This window comes from Arthrobacter sp. MDT1-49-2 (assembly GCF_059090185.1).
Genome location: NZ_JBNHFK010000004.1, coordinates 120,484 through 140,395 on the forward strand (window position 1 = coordinate 120,484; position 19,912 = coordinate 140,395).

A 19,912-nucleotide genomic window follows, 5' to 3' on the forward strand; every position below is an offset into this window, starting at 1 on the left:
TCGGCCGGCCGGAGCCTGAACGGATGCCCGGGCCAAAGCGCGTGACGGCCGGACAGCTTTCGGCTGCTGGGAAAGCTGTCCGGCCGAGACGGGCTGATTAAGCGCCGCCGCCTGCGGAGAAGATGTCCTGGGAGATCTTCTGGAGCTGGGTGCGCAGCTCCTCGAGTTCCTGGCGGGCCTTATCCAGGGCGGCCTTGGTCTCCGGCCACGTGGATCCGCGGAACTGGGCAGCCAGCGGACCGTCCCACACATTCGGGTCGGACAGGATCTTGCCCTGCGCATCCAGGGCCGAGATCTGGTCGGTGAAACCGCCGTTGATGATGGACTGCACCTGGTTGATAGCAGATTTGGCCTGCTCGGTGGACAACACGCGTGACATATGGATTTCCCCCTCTAGAGACAATGGCTCCGCCGCCGAATGAAATCCGTTGAACATTATCGTTGGCACGGATTCCGCTAACCTCTCGGGCAACGGGGCGATGAAGACAGTGGTAACAGACACACACAATACCAATACGGGACGCCGGATTCCCTTTTTTGCGTGGGCTTTTCAGCGGTTTTACCGGTGCCGGGCCGATCCGCCGGCCGGACACACTTTCAGGGCAAACAAAAAGGCAGGACCCGCGTAAACGGGCCCTGCCTTTTTCGTTGCTACAGCTGCCTTAGTGGTCGACAGCCTTTTCAGCGCCGACGCCGGTGAGCGAACGAACTTCCATTTCCGCCTGCTTGGTGGCGGATTCGGTGTTCTTATCCAGGACCGTGCCGAGCCAGCCCAGGAAGAAGGCCAGCGGGATGGACACCAGGCCCGGGTTGTTCAACGGGAACCAGGCGAAGTCCGCCCCGGCAATCATCGAGGTCTCGGCACCCGAGACAACGGGCGAGAAGGCAATCAGCAGGATCGCCGAGCCGAGGCCGCCGTACATGCTCCACACCGCACCCTGGGTGGAGAATTTCCGCCAGTACAGCGAGTAGATGATGGTCGGCAGGTTCGCGCTGGCTGCCACGGCAAAGGCCAGGGCCACCAGGAAGGCCACGTTCTGGCCCTGGGCGCCGATGCCGCCGAGGATCGAGACAATACCGATCACCACCACGGTGGTGCGGGCCACCTTGACTTCGCCGTCGGCGTCGACCTGGTCCTTGCGGATCACGCTGGCGTAGATGTCATGGGCAAAGGAGGCTGCTGCTGTGATGGTCAGGCCGGCCACCACAGCCAGGATGGTGGCGAACGCTACAGCGGAGATCAGGCCCAGCAGTACCGGCCCGCCGAGGGCGAAGGCCAGCAGCGGAGCGGCCGAGTTCACCCCGCCGGGGGCTGCCTTGATGGCGTCCGCACCGATGAGTGCTGCGGCACCGTAGCCCAGTACCAGGGTGAAGAGGTAGAACAGGCCAATCAGCCAGATGGCCCAGACCACGGACCGGCGGGCTTCCTTGGCCGTGGGCACAGTGTAGAAGCGCATCAGTACGTGCGGCAGTGCCGCGGTGCCCAGCACCAGTGCCAGGCCCAGGGAGACGAAGTCGAGCTTGGACGTCTCGGACTTGCCGTACTGCAGTCCCGGATCCAGGATCGCGGCGTTGCCGGAGGTTTCCACGGCGGCGCCCAGCAGTTCGGAGAGGTTGAAGCCGTGCAGGGCCAGGACCCAGACGGTCATGATGGCAGCACCGGCAATCAGCAGGCAGGCCTTGATGATCTGCACCCAGGTGGTGCCCTTCATGCCGCCGATCAGTACGTAAATGATCATCAGTCCGCCGACGACGGTGATCACCAGTGACTGCCCCACCTTGCCGTCGATGCCCATAAGCAGGGACACCAGTCCGCCGGCACCGGCCATCTGGGCCAGGAGGTAGAAGAAGCAGACCGCCAGGGTGGTGATGGCCGCGGCAATGCGGACCGGACGCTGCTTCAGGCGGAAGGAGAGCACATCGGCCATGGTGAATTTGCCGGTGTTGCGGAGCATTTCGGCAACCAGCAGCAGGGCTACCAGCCAGGCGACGAGGAAGCCGATCGAGTAGAGGAAGCCGTCGTAGCCGTTGATGGCAATGGCGCCGACAATGCCGAGGAAGGACGCGGCGGACAGGTAGTCCCCGGCAATGGCCGTGCCGTTTTGCGGTCCGGTGAAGGACCGGCCGGCGGCGTAGTAGTCAGCGGCGGTTTTGTTGTTGCGGCTGGCCCGCAGCACTACCACCAGTGTGACGGCCACGAACAGGCCGAAGATGATCATGTTCAGCAGGCCGGTGTCCTTGATGGAATCGGCCGTAACGTCGGCTGCAGCTATCTGCACAGTGTTCACTTGTTCTCCTCCGGACGGCTGACGCCCTTGGCCTCAAGTTCGGCGCGGATCTCCGCGGATATGGGGTCCAACCGGCGGTTGGCGTAGCTGACGTACCACATGGTGATGCCGAAGGTGCTGACAAACTGCAGCAGACCCAGGATCAGGCCGATGTTGATATTGCCGATCACCGGAGTGGACATGAAGTCATGCGCGTAGTCGGCCAGCAGTACGTATGCGAAGTACCAGACCAGGAAAACCACGGCCATGGGGAAAATAAAGCTGCGCTGGCGCTTGCGTAGTTCCTGGAACTCGGGTGAGCTCTGAACTTCCCGGAAGTCCACCTGGTCCGGGTGCGCAGCGTGTGAAACCGGCTGCTCTTCAGCCATCGTTCCTCCTCTGTTGGGGCCCGCCCTGCGCGCTGCGCCCACCCGGAAAAGGTCAGGACACGACGCCGTGCAAGCTGTGACGCTCATCACTTTCCTACACCCCGGCAGCCATGTCCGCACGACGCCCCGCAGCGTCGGTGAACGGTCAGTTCCGTGCGGTGAACGGCACCGCTCCGGTTCCGCTCCCCCCGTCCGGCTAGGGTGGTGCCATGCTCAGTCCCGCCGTTGATATTGCCCTGGTCTGCGCCGTTGCAGTCCTCACCATCGCCGGCGTGGGTGCCCTCGGCTTCCGGCTGACCCGCTCGCAGCGCGATCTGGGTTCCGACGCCGAACGGGCCACGTACGCCACCCTGCATACGGCCTCACTGGCCTCGGCACATTTGCGCGCCGGGCTGACGCCGTCCGGGGCGCGTAAGGCCAGCAGGCACCTCCGCGACCTGCTGGACTGCGACACCCTCGTGATCACAGATGCCTCGACAGTGCTTGCCTGGGAGGGCGCGGTGCCGGACACGGCCATGCGGCGCGAGAGGCTGCAGGCCGCGGCGGCGCTGGTCCTGGAATCCGGCCGCACCCGGGTGTTCCGCGGTGCCGCTCTCCGGGCTTTGGGCCTGGAGCACTCCGGGCGGGAACTGCTGGTGGCCCCGCTCCCGGTGAACGGGCAGACGGTGGGCACCGTGGCGGTTTTTGCTCCGACGGTGCGCGCGGGGCTGGTCCGTGCCGCGAACGAGGTGGCCGGCTGGCTCGCCACGCAGGTGGAACTGGCGGAGCTGGACACCTCCCGCGCCCAGCTGATGGAGGCCGAGGTACGGGCGCTGCGGGCACAGATCAGTCCGCATTTCATTTACAACTCGTTGAATGCGATTGCTTCCTACATCAACACGGATCCCGCACGTGCCCGGGAACTGGTGGTCGAGTTTGCCGACTTTACCCGTTACTCCTTCCGCCGGCACGGCAATTTCACCACCATCGCCGAGGAGCTGCAGTCCGTGGACCGGTACCTGCTGCTGGAGCGGGCACGCTTCGGTGAACGGTTGAAGGTCAGCCTGCAGATTGCCCCCGAAGTTCTGGGCACGGTAATCCCGTTCCTGTCCCTGCAGCCGCTGGTGGAGAATTCCGTCCGCCACGGGCTGGAGGCCAAGGACGGCCAGGGCCGGATCACCATTGCCGCCGTTGATGCCGGGGCCGAAGCAGTGATCACCATCGAGGACAACGGCGTGGGCATGGATCCTGGCTATCTGCGCTCCGTCCTGGCCGGACATGCCGAGGGCGATCACGTGGGACTGCGCAACGTGGACGTGCGGCTGCGCCAGGTGTACGGAGACTCGCACGGGCTGGTCATAGACACTGCGCCGGGCGCCGGAACCCTGATCACCATGCGGGTCCCCAAGTCGCAGCCGGAGAACCGGCCAACAAACGCGTAATCTGTCTCACATGCGTAAACCTGCCCGCCCCCTGACCGTTGTGGTGGTTGACGACGAAGCGCCCGCCGTTGAGGAACTGGCCTACCTGCTCGGGCTGGACGCCAGGATCGGCACCGTGCACCGTGCCGGCAGCGGAGCCCAGGCCCTGCAGGAGATAGAGTCACGCGACGTCGACGCCGTGTTTCTGGACATTCACATGCCTGCACTCTCCGGCCTGGATATCGCCAAGGCCCTGGCCCGCCGGGAACGTCCCCCGGCCGTGGTGTTCGTGACCGCGGACGAGGACCAGGCGCTGCGCGCCTTCGACCTTGCCGCTTTGGACTACCTGCTCAAACCGGTGCGTCCGGAGCGCCTCTCGGAGTCCGTGCGCCGGATCTGCGAGCTGGGCGCCGAAAGCGAAGCGGCCGATGCCGATGTCGTCACCGTTGTGCAGGGCGCGACGACGAAGATCATTCCCCGCGCCGACATCCGTTATGTCCAGGCTCAGGGCGATTATGCCCGGCTGCACACCGCCGAAGCGTCCTACCTCATCCGGGTTCCCCTGGCGGATCTGGAGGAGCAGTGGGCGGAGGCAGGTTTTGTCCGTATCCACCGCTCTTATCTGGTGGCCCGCAGCCATCTCCGCCAGGTGCGGCTCACCGCCGGCCGGGCCAGCGTGCGCCTGGGCGACGTGGACCTGCCGGTCAGCCGGCGCCACCTGCCCGCTGTCCGCAACACCCTGGAGGCCGGACGGGTCCGGCCGACATCGTGACGAACGATGACGCCCCGGCAGAGCAGGCACCACTTCGCGTCCGGGTCACGGCCACCGGGATCTCCGGCGGAGCAGCCCCGTTCCCGGTTTCCCGCGAGCTGGATGAACAATCGGAGGTGGGAGAGCTGGTGATCGGCTCGCTCATCCGCAGCCAGCTCCGCCTCGCGCTGGTGGTGGGGGGCGGCTTCCTCCTGATCCTTCTCAGCGTCCCGGTACTGCTGGCCTTCCTCCCCGTGATTGCGGACCTGACCATCTTCGGGGTTCCCGCACCGTGGATCCTCCTGGGCGTCGGGGTGTACCCCCTCGTTATCGGATGCGGGATGCTCTATGTCCTCAGCGCCCAGCGCAACGAGAACCGGTACCGCGACCTGGTGGACGGGCGGTAGGCGCCGGCGTGGATCTGACTTTGGACCCCGGCATGAGTCCGGGCATAGGCTATGCGGCCCTGGCCTTCGTGGCTGCCACCACCCTGCTGATCGGGTTCTACGGCCTGCGTATTTCCCGGACCACCAGTGACTTCTATGTCGCCTCCCGCACGGTCAAACCGTGGTGGAACGCCTCGGCTATCGGCGGTGAATACCTTTCGGCCGCGAGCTTCCTCGGCGTTGCAGGGCTCATCGTCGCCTCCGGTGTGGACGCCCTCTGGTTCCCGATCGGCTATACCGGCGGTTATCTGATGCTGCTGCTCTTCGTGGCCGCACCGCTGCGGCGCTCAGGGGCGTATACCGTCCCGGACTTTGCCCACGCCCGGCTGGAGTCCCTCCCCGTCCGGCGGCTCACCAGCCTCCTGGTGATCGCCGTCGGCTGGCTGTACATCGTCCCCCAGATGCATGGTGCCGCCCTGACCATGCATATCACCACCGGCCTGCCGGCCTGGATCGGCTGCCTGGTGGTCACCGGCGTCGTCTGCCTGAGCGTGGTGACAGGCGGGATGCGTTCCATTACCTTTGTGCAGGCCTTCCAGTACTGGCTGAAGCTGGTGGCCATTGGCGTCCCCGTACTGTTCATCCTTTTCCGGCTGGCCGGTGACGGACCGTCCGGTCCGGACGGGGCTCGGCTCCTGGCGGAGGCCCTGGACCCGGAGACCCATGCGCCGCTTTACCGCAATATATCCCTCAGCATTGCCCTGCTCTGCGGAACCCTTGGCCTGCCGCATGTGCTGGTGCGGTTCTACACGAATCCCGACGGCGCCTCGGCCCGGCGGACCACGCTGATTGTTCTCGGGCTGCTCTCCCTGTTTTACATCTTCCCGATCACGTACGGGGTCTTGGGCCGCATTTACGCACCCGATCTGGCCGCGGGCGGGAACGCTGATGCCACGGTGCTGCTGCTTCCGGGACGCGTTTTCGACGGCGCGTCCGGGGACCTGCTGGCCGCTTTGGTCACTGCCGGCGCCTTCGCTGCCTTCCTGTCCACGAGCAGCGGGCTGACGGTGTCGCTGGCGGGGGTCATCAGTCAGGAGTTCTTCCGCGGAAGCGTGCGCGGCTTCCGGCTTTCCGCCGTCCTTGCCGCCGTCGTCCCGCTGGTTATTGCCTTGCTGACCGAGTCATCGGCACTGGCCGGAAGCATCGGCATGGTTTTTGCCTTCACTGCATCCACGCTCTGTCCCCTGCTGGTACTGGGCATCTGGTGGCGGCCGCTGACTGCTGCCGGGGCCGGGGCGGGAATGCTCACCGGCGCCCTGCTCTGCGGCGGCGCAATGCTGGCAGGAGCGGCGCTTCCCCGGATGGGAGCCGTTATTCCCGCGTGGATTGAGCAGCCGGCCGCATGGACAGTGCCGGCCGCCTTTGCCGTCACAGTGCTCGTTTCCAAGCTGACGGCAGGTTCCCTGCCCGGCGGTGCGGCGAAATTCCTGGCTCGGCTGCACACACCGGAGCCGCTCGGGCGGCACCGTCCCGGCAAGGGGGCTCCGGCAGAGGAGAACCGTTAGTCGATGGACGCCATCAGCTCAACGACACGGTCCAGGAATGCATCCACCTGGGTCTCTTCGTAGCCGTCGGCACCCTGCGCCTCGCGGAACACGGCACGGCGCACCACATCCACGCTAAGCGGACGGTCATGCTCGAAGTAGCCAAGCAGTTCATTGCACAGCGCGTCAACGTCCTTGACGTTGTAGCTGGGGACACGCTTTTTCATGGGGCGGCGGAACCGCTCCCCCGGCTTGCGGTGCAGCCTGGCCCGAAGCACCGCTGACATCCGGCCGATCTGCAGCAGCCAGGCTTCCTCGCCGCGTTCGGTGATCATCTCGTCACGCTCACGCTGGGCGAAAACGTCTTCCAGGCGGTCCAGGGCCGCGTCCACCGCCTGCGGTTCGTAGCCGCCCTTGGCCGGGTCGAAGGCCATGGAGCGGACATCCGCACTGGTAACGGCCTTCGCTGTCCTGGTTTCCGAGTTGTAGTAGTTCCGTGCCTTGGTCAGGAACTCATCGACCTGGCGGATGTTGTAGCCGTAGTCCCGTCGTCCCACGCGCTCGAAAGGGGCACTGGCCTGCCGCTCATCGTCCATGAATGTACTGTTCCTCTGTGGTTATTGCCTCGACAGCTGTTGTACGCAGAGGCGGTGTTGGCACCGGGCCCTACGCGTACAACGTCTGAAAAACTCTGAAACATCTTATGACGGCACTGCGGCGGCCCGGTTCAGGCGCACCGGACGTTGCCGGACCGTTACGCTTCCGGTCAGGACACTGCCGACAGCAGTACCGAGAGGAGGAAGACCACCGGGGAGGCAAAGACCACCGAGTCCAGGCGGTCCATCACCCCGCCGTGTCCTGGCAGCAGGTTGGACATATCTTTGACGCCGAGCTCCCGCTTCACCATGGATTCGGAGAAGTCCCCCGCCGTTGCCGCAGCAACGGTTGCGACGGCCAGCACCACGCCGAACCACCAGGGTTGGTCCAGGAACAATACAGCTGCTCCCACACCCACCAGGGCTGCTCCGGCGGCCGAACCGGCGAAACCCTCCCAGGATTTCTTCGGGCTGATCTTCGGGGCCATGGGGTGCTTTCCGAAGAACGCGCCCACCAGGTACCCAAAGGTGTCATTGGCTACCACCAGCAGCAGCAGCACCGCCACCTGGATCTGCCCGTCCGGCTCACGCAGCAGCAGCAGAGCGAAGCTGAGCAGGAACGGAACCCAGAGCACCACGAAGATGCCGGCGAGGATGCTTTGGACCGCCTCCGCAGCGGTATCGATACTGCGCCAGAGCAGGATCGCGACTGCCGTGGCAACGGTTGCGAAAGCCAGCGCCTCTGTACCGCCGAAATAGGCGGCAAAGGGCAGGCCCACGGATCCCACGAGCACGGGCACCAGGGGCACCTTCATGCCGCGCACCTCCAGTGCCCGGCTGACTTCCCAGACACCGACCGCAGCGAAGGCCACGGCAATCACCACAATGGCGAACGGCAGGAACAGCAGGCCCACGAGCAGGGACCCCAGGAGGATAACGCCGACGGCGATGGCCGCCGGAAGGTTCCGGCCGGCCCGGGACACTTTGGCCGGTTTGGCCGGTTGGGCCGCTGCACCGCGCCGGCTGCGGTCGCGGCGACCGCCGACCTGGTTGGAGTCCGGTGCGCTCATGTCCTGGGCCTTTGCTGCCGGAACTGTCTCGACGGACGGTGACCCGCCAGCCTGGGTGGAAGGCTGGGCGTCACTCATCAGACCTCGAGAAGCTCGGCTTCCTTGCGCTTGAGGAGCTCGTCGATGGAATCGGTGTGTGCCTTCGTCAGTGCGTCGAGATCCTTCTCGGCGCGGGCACCGTCATCCTCACCGACTTCGCTGTCCTTCACCAGACGGTCGATCCCGTCCTTGGCCTTGCGGCGGATGTTCCGGACCGAAACCTTGGCGTCTTCGGCCTTGCCGCGGACAATCTTGACGTATTCCTTGCGGCGGTCCTGGGTGAGTTCGGGCATGATGACCCGGATGACCTTGCCGTCGTTGGACGGGTTGGCGCCCACCTCGGAGTCGCTGAGGGCACGTTCGATGGCACGCAGTGCGGTCACATCGTACGGCGTGATCAGCAGCGTGCGCGCGTCCGGCGTCGCGAAGGATGCCAGCTGCTGAAGCTGCGTCGGGGATCCGTAGTAATCCACCAGCACCCGGGAAAACAGTGCCGGGTTGGCGCGGCCGGTCCGGACGGAGGAGAAGTCTTCCTTAGCGACTTCCACCGCCTTGTCCATCTTGTCGGCGGCCTCTTTCAAGGTGTCTTCGATCACGGTCTCTCCTCATAAAACGGTGTCCACGGAGCTCTCTCGCTCAGTGGCCGGACTCTAATATCATCCTAAGCCAAGGCGGCGGGTTCCCTGCACCGGGCGTGGCGGGCCGGTTCGCAGAAGAACCCGGAGGGATCTGGAGGAAGGCGGCTTTAAATCCCGGAGGCCGCCTGCGGCCGAGGGGATTTCGTTGCCGCCGTTCCAGGTCCCGCAGAGCCCCGCCTCGCCTGCTTAGTTGGAAACGATGGTGCCGATCTTCTCGCCGCGGATGGCGCGGGTCACGTTGCCTTCGCCCTCCATGCCGAACACCACCATGTCCAGGTCATTGTCCTTGCACATGGTCATGGCGGTCTGGTCCATGACGCGGATGTCCTGGCGCAGGGCGTCGTCGTAGGTCAGCGTCTCAAGGCGCCGCGCGCTGGGATCCTTGTTGGGGTCTGCCGTGTAGACACCGTCCACGCCGCTCTTGGCCATCAGGACCTCGTCTGCGTGGACCTCCAGCGCGCGCTGGGCGGCCACCGTGTCGGTGGAGAAGTAGGGCAGGCCGGCACCGGCGCCGAAAATGACGACGCGGCCCTTTTCCAGGTGCCGGATGGCACGCCGCGGGATGTAGGCCTCGGCCACCTGGCCCATGGTGATGGCGCTCTGCACGCGGGTCTCCACGCCGGCCTGTTCCAGGAAGTCCTGCAGTGCGAGGCAGTTCATCACGGTGCCCAGCATGCCCATGTAGTCAGCGCGGGAGCGGTCCATGCCGCTGGTGGAGAGTTCGGCGCCGCGGAAGAAGTTACCGCCGCCGACGACGATCGCCACTTCCACTTCGCCGACAGTTGCAGCGATCTGCTTGGCCACAGCACGCACCGTGTCGGGGTCCACGCCGAGCTTACCGCCGCCGAACACCTCACCCGAGAGCTTGAGCAGGACGCGGCGTCGCGGGGAATCGGATTCTTTGAGTACGTGGGCCATTGTGCCTCCCGGGCATAGGTACTGGTGCTGCTTTTAAAGACTAGTGAGGTGATCTGGACAGGCAAAAGGGGTGGTCACCCGCGGTGACCACCCCCTCTGTCATGATGACGTATTCGTCGAAACCGTTTGGCCCTAAGTTATTAGGCGCCTACGCGGAAGCGGGCGAAGCCAACCGGTGCAACACCGGCTTCTTCGAGCACCTTGCCGACGGTCTTCTTGGCGTCCTTGGCGAACGGCTGGTCCAGCAGGACGATTTCCTTGAAGAAACCGGTCAGGCGGCCTTCGACGATCTTGGTCAGCGCGCCTTCGGGCTTGCCTTCCGCACGTGCGGTCTCGTCTGCAATGCGGCGTTCGTTCTCGACGGTTTCTGCCGGAACTTCGTCGCGGGTCAGGTACGTCGGAGCGTAGGCAGCGGTGTGGACGGCGACGTCGTGGGCGGCGGTGGCAGCGTCTGCGCCTTCGCCGTCAACAGCGAACAGCACGCCGACCTGTGCCGGAAGATCCTTGGAGGTCTTGTGCAGGTAGGCATCAACGGTCTTGCCTTCGATGCGTGCCACGCGGCGGACGACAACCTTCTCGCCCAGGATGGCGCCTTCCTCGACAACAACCTCGGACAGCGGCTTGCCGTCGACGTTGTAGGCGAGAAGGGTCTCGGCGTCGGCAGCAGCGGACTCAACAGCGGCGGCCAGCACCTTGTCGGCCAGTTCGATGAACTTGGCGGACTTGGCAACGAAGTCGGTTTCGCAGTTCAGTTCGATCATGACGCCGACGGTGCCGTCGATGACCTTGGCAGCAACGAGGCCCTCAGCGGTGGAACGGCCTTCACGCTTGGTTGCGCCTTTGAGGCCCTTGATGCGGATGAGCTCCATGGCCTTGTCGGCATCGCCGTTGGCCTCGTCCAGAGCTTTCTTTACATCCATCATGCCGGCGCCGGTGCGCTCGCGCAGTGCCTTGATATCAGCAGCGGTGTAGTTCGCCATTTGGACTCCAGTCCTCCCGTTATAAGTATTGGTGCGGTTCCGCCAGTGCGGCTGGTCGGGAATCCCGGCCAGCCGCACCAACAGATACCCGGTCCCGGTGTTAGATCACCCGGACCAAGGAAATTCGTTCTTTACTTCTCAGTTGTCTCGGCGGCCGGAGCGTCCACGATGGCGTCGACTGCTTCAGCGGCGGGGGCCTCTGCAGCGGCTTCGGCTGCGGGGGTCTCAGCGGCACCTTCGAGCAGTTCGCGCTCCCACTCGGCCAGCGGCTCGGCCGCGGCTTCGGTGTTGCCGGACTTGTTGTGACGGACCATCAGGCCTTCAGCAACGGCGTCGGCGATAACGCGGGTCAGCAGGTTCACGGAGCGGATGGCGTCGTCGTTGCCCGGGATCGGGAAGTCGACATCGTCCGGATCGCAGTTGCTGTCCAGGATGGCAACAACGGGGATGTTCAGCTTCTTGGCCTCGTCAATGGCGAGGTGTTCCTTCGGGGTGTCAACAACCCAGAGCACGGACGGTGCCTTGGTCAGGTTGCGGATACCGCCGAGGTTGTTCTGCAGCTTGGTCAGTTCACGCTTGAGGAGCAGGAGCTCCTTCTTGGTGTGGCCGGAGGAAGCAACGTCCTCGAAGTTGATCTCTTCGAGTTCCTTCATGCGCTGGATACGCTTGGCAACGGTCTGGAAGTTGGTGAGCATGCCACCGAGCCAGCGCTGGTTGACGTACGGCTGGCCAACACGGGTGGCCTGCTCGGCGATGGCTTCCTGAGCCTGCTTCTTGGTACCGACGAACAGCACGGTTCCGCCGTGGGCAACGGTGGCCTTGACGAACTCGTAGGCACGGTCGATGTAGGACAGCGACTGCTGCAGATCGATGATGTAGATGCCGTTGCGCTCGGTGAAGATGAAGCGCTTCATCTTCGGGTTCCAACGGCGGGTCTGGTGACCAAAGTGAACGCCGCTGTCGAGCAGCTGGCGCATGGTAACGACGGGCATGTCGTCACTCCTTCCGGCAGCAGCCGTGCGCGCGGCGCACTGGTCCTACTGCCTATTGACGGTTTTAGCTGTACACCCGGGCGGGCGAAGCTCCTGGTATCCATCAGCCGGCGTCTTCGAAAGGCTCCGGCGCGCCGCCCCTGCCGGCATGTGCCGGACCGTTGGAGAGGCGCCCCCTGAACGGGGATAATTGGGATACGCGTAGTCAGATTCCTGTGCCGTTGGTGCTGCCCGGATCATGATCCGGAGAGCGGGCGGACTGAAACGGACGAGTCCGTTGGTTTCAAACCGTGGGTTTCAATTCGTGCAGGCCGCATGGCACAGCAAGCTGCTCCGTCAAGTGTACTACAGCAGAGGGGACCCAACGCACGGCCCCCGAACCATTCCTCCCCACGGCAACGGCAACCCCGCGCGGTCCACAAGGAGGCGATTCCGACGACGCCGCGGGTACCCGGCCCGCAGGCTGGCCGCATGAGGATTTTCCCGGCCCGGCCGGTCGCCGCACTGCTTCTGGCGGGAGCTGTTTTGATTACCCCTCCTGTTCCGGTGCCGGCCGGGCCCGCCACCCGCCCTGTTTCCGAGGCGCCGGCGGCCGGTGCCCGGTTTGCCGCGCCGTGGACGTGGCCGCTGAGTCCGCCACCTGCGCCTATTCGATACTTCGATAAACCGGCTCAGCCGTGGCTTGCCGGGCACCGGGGTGTCGACCTGGCAACGACGCCGGCCGCCCCGGTTTTGGCTCCTGCGGACGGTTACGTCGTTTTCGCCGGCGTGGTGGTGAACCGTCCGGTGCTCACCCTTGACCACGGCAGCGGACTGAAATCCAGTTTTGAATCGGTGACCTCACCCCTCGCCACCGGGACCTTCGTGGCGCGGGGAAACGAGGTGGGCACGGTGGTGTCCAGTCCGGACGTGCACTGCAGCGGGGACTGCCTCCACTGGGGTGTGCGGCTGGGGAAGGAGTACGTCAATCCCCTGGACTATGTGATGGACCGGCGTCCGTCCGTACTGCTGCCGGTGGGCGGTTCCGCTGCGGGGCCGGCCAGGGCGCCTTAAACGTCCCGGCCGGGTCCCATGCGGGACCCGGCCGGGGTTCTTTACTGGTCCCGCTGACGGGATAGCGCGTTGCTAGACGAACGCAGCTACGCCCGTGATCGCACGGCCGGTAACCAGAGTATTGATCTCGTACGTGCCTTCATACGAGTAGATTGCTTCGGCATCGGCGAAGATCTTGGCCATGCCGTAGTCGGTGACGATGCCGTTGCCGCCCAGGATGCTCCGGCCAAGGGCAACGGATTCACGCATGCGGGCGGTGGTGAAGGCCTTGGCCAGGGCGGACTGTTCATCCTTGGCCTGGCCGAGGTCTTCCAGCTGGGCCAGGCGGACCATCATGCCCAGAGAGCTGACCGTGTTGCCCAGGATCTTCACCAGCTGTTCCTGCACGAGCTGGAAGGAGGCCAGCGGCTTGCCGAACTGGTGGCGTTCCACGGCGTACTTGCGGGCAACGTCAAAGGCCGCCATCTGCTGGCCCACGGCCTGCCAGGCAACGGCAAGGCGCGTCACCTTCAGCACCTTGTTGGTGTCACGGAAGCTGTTGGCGCCCTTGAGGTGGAAGTCATCGCTGATGACTACGTTGTCCAGCACGATGTCCGCGTTCTGCACGGTGCGGAGGGCGATCTTGTTTTCGATCTTCGTTGCGGAGTAGCCGGGGGTCTTGGTGTCCACGAGGAAACCCTTGACCTGGTTGTCTTCGACATCGCGGGCATAAATGACAACCCAGTCGGAGAACGTGGCGTTACCGATCCAGCGCTTTTCGCCGTTGAGGATCCAGTTGTCTCCGTCGCGGCGCGCGGTGGTGCGGGTGCCGCCGGCGACGTCGGAACCGCCGAGGGGCTCGGTCAGACCGAAGGCGCCGATCTTCTTCATGGCGTAAATGTCCGGCAGCCAGGCAGCCTTCTGCTCCTCGGAAGCCAGGGCTTCGATGGAGCCGGTGAACAGGCCGTCGTGCACGCCCAGGAACGTGGCGAACGAGGTATCCGCGCGGGTGACCTCTGCATGGCAGAGCCCGGCGAAGAGGTTGGAGTAACCCTGGCGGTAGACCGGGCTCATCACGTCGAGCTCGGCGATCTTGGGGATCATGTGGTGCGGGAATTCACCGGCATTCCACCAGTCAGCGGCGTGCGGTTTGACCTCCGCGGCAAGCCAGGTCCGGATTTCGTGCAGACGGTCGCGCTCCTTGTCAGTGAGCAGGTCCTCGAATGCGTAGAAGTCGCCGTCCGGGTACGGAAGGTTGTCGACGTCGATAGTTGCCATGGAAATATCCTTCGCTGCTGATCATCGGTGATCTGCCGGCCCCGTAGGGAACCCGCGGAACCAATGTTACCCATCAGTAACAAAGATCACAACGTCGGTTAAATCGAAAACGCCCCGGTCCGAAGACCGGGGCGTTTCCGCGGCAATCCGGCGCGTCATGCAATGACTTGTCGCATTGCCACCGGTAGGGCTGGTGGGGCTTGAACCCACGACCCACGGATTATGAGTCCGCTGCTCTGACCAGCTGAGCTACAGCCCCTCAGGTACCGGTGCGCCCTACGGGCAACGTTGCCATCCTAGTGTGTACGAGCGCCGCGGAACCAATTCCGGCGTTTGTCACCGGGCGGGGATGCCTTCGACGGGCACACCACGGTACAGGCCTTCGAACGTCTCCAGCGTGGCTTCCAGGCTGTGCCGGTCCACCATCTCTCTGCTGAAGCGACCCATTGCATGCCGGTCCTCCGGTGCAAGTTCCAGGATTTCCGTGATGCGTCCGGCCAGTTCCTGACTGTCTCCGGGCGTAAACAGGTACCCGTTGCGCCCCTTCTCCACCAGATGCGGCAGCGCCATGGCATCGGCCAGCAGCACGGGTTTGGAAGCGGACATGGCCTCCAGCGTGACCAGAGACTGCAGTTCCGCGGTGCCCGGCTGGCAGAACAGGTCTGCCCTGAGGTACGCCTCGCGCAGTTCCTCATCGGAGACCAGGCCGCGGAATACCACCCGGTCCCCCAGTCCCAGCCGTTCAGCCTGCGCCTGCAGGGCGGGTTTGACTTCCCCGCCGCCGACAATTTCCGCGCGTACGCCCAGCTCCGGCGGAGTCTTGGCAACGGCATCGATCAGCACGTCCACATGCTTTTCCTCGGCCAGCCGGCCGACAAAAAGCACGGTGGGCGCCGGGTGCGGCTCAATCTGCTCCCCGGGGTGCAATTCGTAGACTGAGGCGTCAATGCCGTTGGAGAGCGGCATGACGTCATGCAGGAAGGCGTGGCGGTGCATGGCCTCGGCGGCCAGCGGCGTGGGTGTGGTGACCACCTGAGCCTGCCCCATCACCTTGCCCATGTCCTTCCAGGAGTTCTTCGCCACAATCCGTTTGACCCACTTGGGGAAGGGCAGGAAAGGGTCCAGGTTCTCGGGCATGAAATGGTTGGTGGCGATGACGCGGATCCCGCGTTTGCGGGCTTCATAGAGCGTGTACTCCCCCACCATGTAGTGGCACTGGATGTGGACCACGTCCGGCTGCACCCGGTCAAAGAGCAGCGCGATTTCCTTCTTGATCTCCCAAGGCAGGCAAATACGCCAGTAGTCGTGGGTCGGGACGCCGTGCGAACGGAGGCGGTGTACCGCCCAGTCGCCGTCAAGATCGGTGCGGCTGCCGCCGTCGACGTCGTTCGGGGCCAGGACATGCACATTGTGGCCGCGACCGTGCATGCCGCGCGCCAGCCGGTAGCCGAACTGTGCGGCGCCGTTCAGATGCGGAGGATAGGTGTCACAGGCAATCAGGATCGTCAGCGGTTTTTCTACCGGCTTTTCGGTCACGTTGGAGGTCCTTATCGGTGTTTCGGATTCTTTGAGGCCAGCTTCTGCCGCCTCCGCTCTTCATTCCGCCGCTGGATGACATCAGGGTGGTACCTCGAGAGGGCTATGACCCCAACAATAGCAATCAGGGCTGCAACAGCCATGGCGACGGCGGCTACGGCGGGTACATCGGGGCGCAATTCATGCAGCACGGAGATGCCAATGGCGATTCCCACCATGGGATCAACAACTGTCAGGCCCGCAATCACCAGGTCCGGGGGGCCGCTGGAATACGCGTTCTGCACGAACCATGAGCCCAGGGCGCCGGCCGCAGCGATGGCCACAATCGTGTACCACGGAACGTTCAGCAGGAACCTGCCGTTGGGGTTGAGCAGGTCCCCGGCAATGATCTTGGTCAGCACGGCGACAAAGCCGAACAGGATGCCCGCACCGAGGATGTGGGCGATGGCACCGAGCCGCTTGCCGAACACCAGGTTCAAGGTGCCGAAGAACGCCACGACGACGGCGAGGATCAGCACGATCGTCACTTCCTGGGCCGGTTCCACCTGCTGTTGGGAGCGGGTAACCAGAATGGCGAGCGACACAAACAGCATGCTGCCGGCGACACAGGCAGTGATGGCGGCGACGGTGATGCGGTTCATCCGCAGTCCCTGGTCGCGGGAATTCACCACCGTGGTGATCACCAGGGCAATCGAGCCGATCGGCTGCACCACGGTGAGCGGAGCCATGGACAGTGCCGCTACGTTCAGGGCCATGCCCGTGCCCAGCAGCAGCAGCCCGAAGAGCCATCGCGGATTGCGCAGCAGCCTGCTGAGCTGGGAAGAATTCAGGGCCAGTCCGCCGGTATCCGCGCTGACGGCGCTGCCCTGGCGTTGGGCACCAAAGGCGAGGAAGAATGCGCTGGCCAGTGCACACGCGACGGCGATCCCTACCATCGGAGGCATCCTGCCACGGCGCCGGAGAGGGAAGCGCACATTCCTCCGGGTACCCGGATGGTGCTATGGAACATGGCCGGCTCCGGTTCCGGCCGGGATCTGTTCCCGCAGATGCTGGTGCTTCCGCCAGGCGGCAGCGAGATACCCGGCGGCCGCTGCAACGTGTCCGAGGCAGCCCAGTACCAGCACAATGGTTCCGGCTGCAGCGCGCCCGGGCGAGTCGAATCCGGGGACCTTGTTCAGCAGCAGCAAAGGCGCGCCTACCAGCAGAAGGGCGGTTCGGATCTTACCCACGGTACTTACCTGAAGGTTCGGGCTGCCGCGGAAGAGCACCAACGCGTTGAGGATCAGGACGGCGTCCGGAATGGCAATGCTGAGGATAAGCCAGGCAGGGGCGATGCCGTCCACCACAAACGTGGCCGAGACAATGATCAGGGCCAGCCTGTCAGCCACCGGATCAAGCCACTGACCGGCCGCGGAGACCTGGTTCAGCCGGCGGGCCAGATAACCGTCGATCCAGTCGGTGGACCCCACGATGACCAGCGTGAGGAAGGCACTGCCGTAGCGGTCCTGGGCAATGAAGTACACGAACAGCGGAATGCCCAGAAAACGAAGGACCGTGATCAGATTCGGTATCGTCCAGAACCGGTCCGACACGGTCAGTTCCATGTCGGGACGTGCTCCGGCACCGATGAGTCTGATCACGGTCCGTTCCCCTCGTTCATAAAGATGTACGAGTACAGCTTACTTTTGGGCGAGCCTGCGGAACATAATGACCATCGCGAGCAGCGAAGCGCCCATCACCGCCAGCGGCTGCCAGCGTTCCTTGATCATGGCCAGCACGTCATCTGCCGGACCGGATCCGGCGCCGGTTTTGCTGGAACGGGAGCCTGCAGAGCGGCGGGATTTCAGCTCCTGGATACGGGCCTTGACATCGGCCTTCTCACCCAGTCCGTCACGGACGGCGGCAAGGTGTTCGCGGCGCTGACGCGCCCGGGTACGCAGTTCCTCAGGGGTCGGCTGCTTCGGTCCTTCAGGCTTGTCAGCCTTCTCCGCCTTTTTGTCCTTCTTTTCCTTCGGTTCCTTGGGCTTGTCCAAAGTGGCCGGATCGAAGCGGCGTCCTTCCTTCAGGACGCCGACGTCGTAGCGCAGTCCGCGGATGGCCTCTTCGGGCAGCAGCGGCAGGGTCTTCTTGAAGCGGCTGAAGCCGATCAGGCCTGCAATTGCTGCAATGATGAGGAAAAATGCGGCGACCAGGAGTGCCGCCAGCCAGCCCGGCATGACCAGCGACAGTGCAAGGATGCCTGCCACCAGAAGCGAGATGGCCAGGGCAGCAAGCAGCACGAGTGCCACCACCATGAGGGCCGCGGCAATGCCGGCCTTGATGCCCTTCTGCTTCATTTCCGCAGTGGCGAGGGCAAACTCGTCATTAAGCTGGCGCGGTGTCAGGCGAGCCATGACCTTTGCCAGCCCCACCAGCGAAGAGCTCCCCGCCGTTCGCTGTGTCCGAGTGCTAGCAGAGCGGTTCATGCGCCCAGCCTCCGTCCCCTGTTCAGTGTTCACCGTAGCCATAACCCCAAATTACCATTCTCCTCAGTGTTCTCAGCCTGCTCATCTGTATCAGCGGCCGGTCAGGACGCTTCGAGGCCCTCACGGTCCTCAAGCTCGCGGCCGGAGAGTTCGGGAAGCTTGGTTTTCACGAACCAGAACGACAGCACCGCGAACGCGGTGAAGATGCCGTACATGATCCACACCCCGAAGTTATCGCTTACCCACGGGAAGGCAAGGGTGACGATGAAGTTGAAGATCCAGTTGACCATTGCCCCAAGCCCAAGGGCGAGCGAGCGGATGTTATTCGGGAACACTTCGCCCAGGGTCACCCACATGACCGGTCCCCAGGTGGCGGCAAAGAAGACCACGAACAGGTTCGCGCCGACCAGGGCCACCGGCCCCCAGATGCCCGGCAGCGAGACTTCCCCGGCGACGTCCTCTGCCTGGAAGAAGGACACGGTTGCGGCGAGCAGGCCAACGAACATGCCGGCAGAACCGATCATCAGGAGCTTGCGCCGTCCGATGCGGTCCACAAAGGCGATGGCCACCAGGGTCATCACCACATTCACCACGGAGGTGATGACCGACGTCGTAAATGAATCGCTTTCGCTGAAGCCCACGGACTTCCACAGCGTTGTGGAGTAGTAGAAGATCGCGTTGATGCCCAACAGCTGCTGGAAGGCGGCAATGGCCATGCCCACCCAGAGAATCGGCTGCAGGCCGAACTTCGGGCCGCGCAGGTCGTGGAAGGTCGGTTTGGGGCTCTTGAAGCTGTCCCGGATTTCGCTGATCTTCCGGTCGGTGTCAGTCACACCTGAGATGCTGCTGAGCACCGTTGCGGCCTCGGCGTCCCGGTTGCGGCGGACCAGGAACTGCGGGGATTCGGGGATGGTCAGCGCCAGCACACCGTAGACAATCGCGGGGATAACGCCAACCAGCAGCATCCAGCGCCAGGCGGCCAGTCCCCACCACAGTTCCCCGAGGGCGCTGCCGGCGCTGTTGGCCAGGAACGCGTCGGAAAGCAGTGCTGCGAAGATACCGATAGTGATGGCCAGCTGCTGCACGGACCCCAAAGCGCCCCGCCACTTGGCCGGGGCCACCTCTGCGATGTAGCCCGGCGCAATAACGGATGCGGTACCGATGGCCAGGCCGCCGATCAGGCGCCAGAGCATCAGGTCCCACTCGGAGAAGGCGAAGGCCGAACCCACGGAGTTGGCTGCGAACAGCACAGCGGCGCCCACCATGACCAGTTTGCGCCCGAGCCGGTCCGCGAGCTGTCCGGCGAACCATGCGCCGACGGCACAGCCCAGCAGCGTGATGGCCACCGTGAAGCCAAGGATGCCGGGGCTGAGGGTGAATTCTTCACCGATGGCATCCACCGCACCGTTGATTACGGCCGTATCGAATCCGAAGAGCAGACCGCCCACGGCAGCAGCGACGGTTACGCCGATCACCTTTCCGGGGTGGGCTATCCGTTCGGATCCGCCCTTGTTAGGTCCTGGCTGAGTCGCGCCCATCGACCGATCCTCGTTTTCTATCCAATTGCTGCGTACATGTGACTGGTGTCAAAACACTTAAGCCTACGCATAACCCTAAGCATGCTTGTTCAT

The 19,912-nt window shown here is 64.3% G+C and carries 20 protein-coding genes and 1 tRNA gene; 5 read left to right on the forward strand and 16 right to left on the reverse strand.

Annotated elements, in window-relative coordinates:
* Positions 1–97 precede the first annotated feature (97 nt).
* From AC5RTS_RS07350 to AC5RTS_RS07360, 3 genes are all read right to left on the reverse strand, one after another.
* The gene (locus tag AC5RTS_RS07350) at positions 98–379 is read right to left on the reverse strand and encodes a pyrophosphorylase (protein ID WP_493991414.1); all 282 of its coding nucleotides are present in this window, start codon (positions 377–379) and stop codon (positions 98–100) included.
* A gap of 283 nt (positions 380–662) precedes the next feature.
* Complete coding sequence (locus tag AC5RTS_RS07355; RefSeq protein ID WP_493991554.1) at positions 663–2,219, reverse strand: monocarboxylic acid transporter; 1,557 nt, start codon at positions 2,217–2,219, stop codon at positions 663–665.
* A 65-nt stretch (positions 2,220–2,284) separates the two neighbouring features.
* Positions 2,285–2,656, reverse strand: a complete 372-nt coding sequence (locus tag AC5RTS_RS07360) for a DUF485 domain-containing protein (protein WP_227904377.1) — start codon at positions 2,654–2,656, stop codon at positions 2,285–2,287.
* Between the two features lie 209 nt (positions 2,657–2,865).
* On the opposite strand from AC5RTS_RS07360, the gene AC5RTS_RS07365 reads away from it, so the two are divergent.
* From AC5RTS_RS07365 to AC5RTS_RS07380, 4 genes are read left to right on the forward strand one after another with little or no spacing between them, the layout of a single operon-like run.
* Positions 2,866–4,077, forward strand: coding sequence for a sensor histidine kinase (locus AC5RTS_RS07365; RefSeq protein WP_493991415.1), 1,212 nt, complete (start codon positions 2,866–2,868; stop codon positions 4,075–4,077).
* A 10-nt stretch (positions 4,078–4,087) separates the two neighbouring features.
* The gene (locus AC5RTS_RS07370; RefSeq protein WP_493991416.1) at positions 4,088–4,828 is read left to right on the forward strand and encodes a LytR/AlgR family response regulator transcription factor; all 741 of its coding nucleotides are present in this window, start codon (positions 4,088–4,090) and stop codon (positions 4,826–4,828) included.
* Positions 4,825–5,214 carry a DUF485 domain-containing protein gene (locus AC5RTS_RS07375; RefSeq protein ID WP_493991417.1) on the forward strand — a complete coding sequence of 130 codons (390 nt, stop codon included), beginning with the start codon at positions 4,825–4,827 and terminating at the stop codon, positions 5,212–5,214. The genes AC5RTS_RS07370 and AC5RTS_RS07375 overlap by 4 nt, the downstream gene beginning before the upstream one ends.
* Before the next feature lie 32 nt (positions 5,215–5,246).
* Positions 5,247–6,758, forward strand: coding sequence for a sodium/solute symporter (locus AC5RTS_RS07380; protein ID WP_493991418.1), 1,512 nt, complete (start codon positions 5,247–5,249; stop codon positions 6,756–6,758).
* Here AC5RTS_RS07380 and AC5RTS_RS07385 read toward each other — a convergent pair.
* The 6 genes from AC5RTS_RS07385 to rpsB all read right to left on the reverse strand — a co-directional run bounded on the left by AC5RTS_RS07385 (position 6,755) and on the right by rpsB (position 11,970).
* Positions 6,755–7,333, reverse strand: a complete 579-nt coding sequence (locus tag AC5RTS_RS07385; RefSeq protein WP_493991419.1) for a DivIVA domain-containing protein — start codon at positions 7,331–7,333, stop codon at positions 6,755–6,757. The genes AC5RTS_RS07380 and AC5RTS_RS07385 overlap by 4 nt on opposite strands.
* A gap of 170 nt (positions 7,334–7,503) precedes the next feature.
* Positions 7,504–8,481, reverse strand: a complete 978-nt coding sequence (locus AC5RTS_RS07390; protein ID WP_493991420.1) for a phosphatidate cytidylyltransferase — start codon at positions 8,479–8,481, stop codon at positions 7,504–7,506.
* Complete coding sequence (frr, locus tag AC5RTS_RS07395) at positions 8,481–9,038, reverse strand: ribosome recycling factor (RefSeq protein ID WP_227904371.1); 558 nt, start codon at positions 9,036–9,038, stop codon at positions 8,481–8,483. The genes AC5RTS_RS07390 and frr overlap by 1 nt, the downstream gene beginning before the upstream one ends.
* 228 nt (positions 9,039–9,266) lie before the next feature.
* Positions 9,267–9,998, reverse strand: coding sequence for a UMP kinase (gene pyrH / locus AC5RTS_RS07400; RefSeq protein WP_493991421.1), 732 nt, complete (start codon positions 9,996–9,998; stop codon positions 9,267–9,269).
* A 140-nt stretch (positions 9,999–10,138) separates the two neighbouring features.
* A complete protein-coding gene (gene tsf / locus AC5RTS_RS07405; protein WP_227904369.1) occupies positions 10,139–10,978 on the reverse strand; it encodes a translation elongation factor Ts in 840 nt (279 codons plus the stop codon).
* Between the two features lie 131 nt (positions 10,979–11,109).
* Complete coding sequence (gene rpsB, locus AC5RTS_RS07410; RefSeq protein ID WP_493991422.1) at positions 11,110–11,970, reverse strand: 30S ribosomal protein S2; 861 nt, start codon at positions 11,968–11,970, stop codon at positions 11,110–11,112.
* Positions 11,971–12,441: 471 nt separating this feature from the next.
* Here rpsB and AC5RTS_RS07415 point away from each other — a divergent pair, with 471 nt between their 5' ends.
* Positions 12,442–13,023, forward strand: a complete 582-nt coding sequence (locus AC5RTS_RS07415; protein WP_493991423.1) for a M23 family metallopeptidase — start codon at positions 12,442–12,444, stop codon at positions 13,021–13,023.
* A 72-nt stretch (positions 13,024–13,095) separates the two neighbouring features.
* Here AC5RTS_RS07415 and AC5RTS_RS07420 read toward each other — a convergent pair whose 3' ends face one another.
* The 7 genes from AC5RTS_RS07420 to AC5RTS_RS07450 all read right to left on the reverse strand — a co-directional run bounded on the left by AC5RTS_RS07420 (position 13,096) and on the right by AC5RTS_RS07450 (position 19,819).
* Entirely contained in the window at positions 13,096–14,280 is a 1,185-nt protein-coding gene (locus tag AC5RTS_RS07420) for an acyl-CoA dehydrogenase family protein (protein ID WP_493991424.1), read from the reverse strand.
* A 185-nt stretch (positions 14,281–14,465) separates the two neighbouring features.
* Positions 14,466–14,539, reverse strand: a tRNA-Ile gene (locus tag AC5RTS_RS07425).
* Positions 14,540–14,616: 77 nt separating this feature from the next.
* Positions 14,617–15,816, reverse strand: coding sequence for a glycosyltransferase (locus tag AC5RTS_RS07430; RefSeq protein WP_493991425.1), 1,200 nt, complete (start codon positions 15,814–15,816; stop codon positions 14,617–14,619).
* 11 nt (positions 15,817–15,827) lie between these two features.
* The gene (locus tag AC5RTS_RS07435; protein ID WP_493991426.1) at positions 15,828–16,751 is read right to left on the reverse strand and encodes a DMT family transporter; all 924 of its coding nucleotides are present in this window, start codon (positions 16,749–16,751) and stop codon (positions 15,828–15,830) included.
* Between the two features lie 63 nt (positions 16,752–16,814).
* Entirely contained in the window at positions 16,815–17,456 is a 642-nt protein-coding gene (locus AC5RTS_RS07440; protein WP_493991427.1) for a CDP-alcohol phosphatidyltransferase family protein, read from the reverse strand.
* Positions 17,457–17,495: 39 nt separating this feature from the next.
* Positions 17,496–18,281: a phage holin family protein gene (locus AC5RTS_RS07445; protein ID WP_493991428.1), complete on the reverse strand. Its 786-nt coding sequence runs from the start codon at positions 18,279–18,281 to the stop codon at positions 17,496–17,498.
* Between the two features lie 101 nt (positions 18,282–18,382).
* Positions 18,383–19,819 (reverse strand): sugar porter family MFS transporter, encoded by a 1,437-nt coding sequence (locus AC5RTS_RS07450; protein ID WP_493991429.1) that lies wholly within the window; start codon positions 19,817–19,819, stop codon positions 18,383–18,385.
* Positions 19,820–19,912 lie beyond the last annotated feature (93 nt).

Excerpts from the sequence above, each read along its gene's own strand:
- AC5RTS_RS07350 (WP_493991414.1), bottom strand. The coding sequence starts at position 379 with ATGTCACGCGTGTTGTCCACCGAGCAGGCCAAATCTGCTATCAACCAG.
- AC5RTS_RS07355 (WP_493991554.1), bottom strand. The coding sequence starts at position 2,219 with ATGATCATCTTCGGCCTGTTCGTGGCCGTCACACTGGTGGTAGTGCTG.
- AC5RTS_RS07360 (WP_227904377.1), bottom strand. The coding sequence starts at position 2,656 with ATGGCTGAAGAGCAGCCGGTTTCACACGCTGCGCACCCGGACCAGGTG.
- AC5RTS_RS07365 (WP_493991415.1), top strand. The coding sequence starts at position 2,866 with ATGCTCAGTCCCGCCGTTGATATTGCCCTGGTCTGCGCCGTTGCAGTC.
- AC5RTS_RS07370 (WP_493991416.1), top strand. The coding sequence starts at position 4,088 with ATGCGTAAACCTGCCCGCCCCCTGACCGTTGTGGTGGTTGACGACGAA.
- AC5RTS_RS07380 (WP_493991418.1), top strand. The coding sequence starts at position 5,247 with ATGAGTCCGGGCATAGGCTATGCGGCCCTGGCCTTCGTGGCTGCCACC.
- AC5RTS_RS07385 (WP_493991419.1), bottom strand. The coding sequence starts at position 7,333 with ATGGACGATGAGCGGCAGGCCAGTGCCCCTTTCGAGCGCGTGGGACGA.
- AC5RTS_RS07390 (WP_493991420.1), bottom strand. The coding sequence starts at position 8,481 with ATGAGTGACGCCCAGCCTTCCACCCAGGCTGGCGGGTCACCGTCCGTC.
- pyrH (WP_493991421.1), bottom strand. The coding sequence starts at position 9,998 with ATGGCCCACGTACTCAAAGAATCCGATTCCCCGCGACGCCGCGTCCTG.
- tsf (WP_227904369.1), bottom strand. The coding sequence starts at position 10,978 with ATGGCGAACTACACCGCTGCTGATATCAAGGCACTGCGCGAGCGCACC.
- rpsB (WP_493991422.1), bottom strand. The coding sequence starts at position 11,970 with ATGCCCGTCGTTACCATGCGCCAGCTGCTCGACAGCGGCGTTCACTTT.
- AC5RTS_RS07415 (WP_493991423.1), top strand. The coding sequence starts at position 12,442 with ATGAGGATTTTCCCGGCCCGGCCGGTCGCCGCACTGCTTCTGGCGGGA.
- AC5RTS_RS07420 (WP_493991424.1), bottom strand. The coding sequence starts at position 14,280 with ATGGCAACTATCGACGTCGACAACCTTCCGTACCCGGACGGCGACTTC.
- AC5RTS_RS07435 (WP_493991426.1), bottom strand. The coding sequence starts at position 16,751 with ATGGTAGGGATCGCCGTCGCGTGTGCACTGGCCAGCGCATTCTTCCTC.
- AC5RTS_RS07445 (WP_493991428.1), bottom strand. The coding sequence starts at position 18,281 with ATGAACCGCTCTGCTAGCACTCGGACACAGCGAACGGCGGGGAGCTCT.
- AC5RTS_RS07450 (WP_493991429.1), bottom strand. The coding sequence starts at position 19,819 with ATGGGCGCGACTCAGCCAGGACCTAACAAGGGCGGATCCGAACGGATA.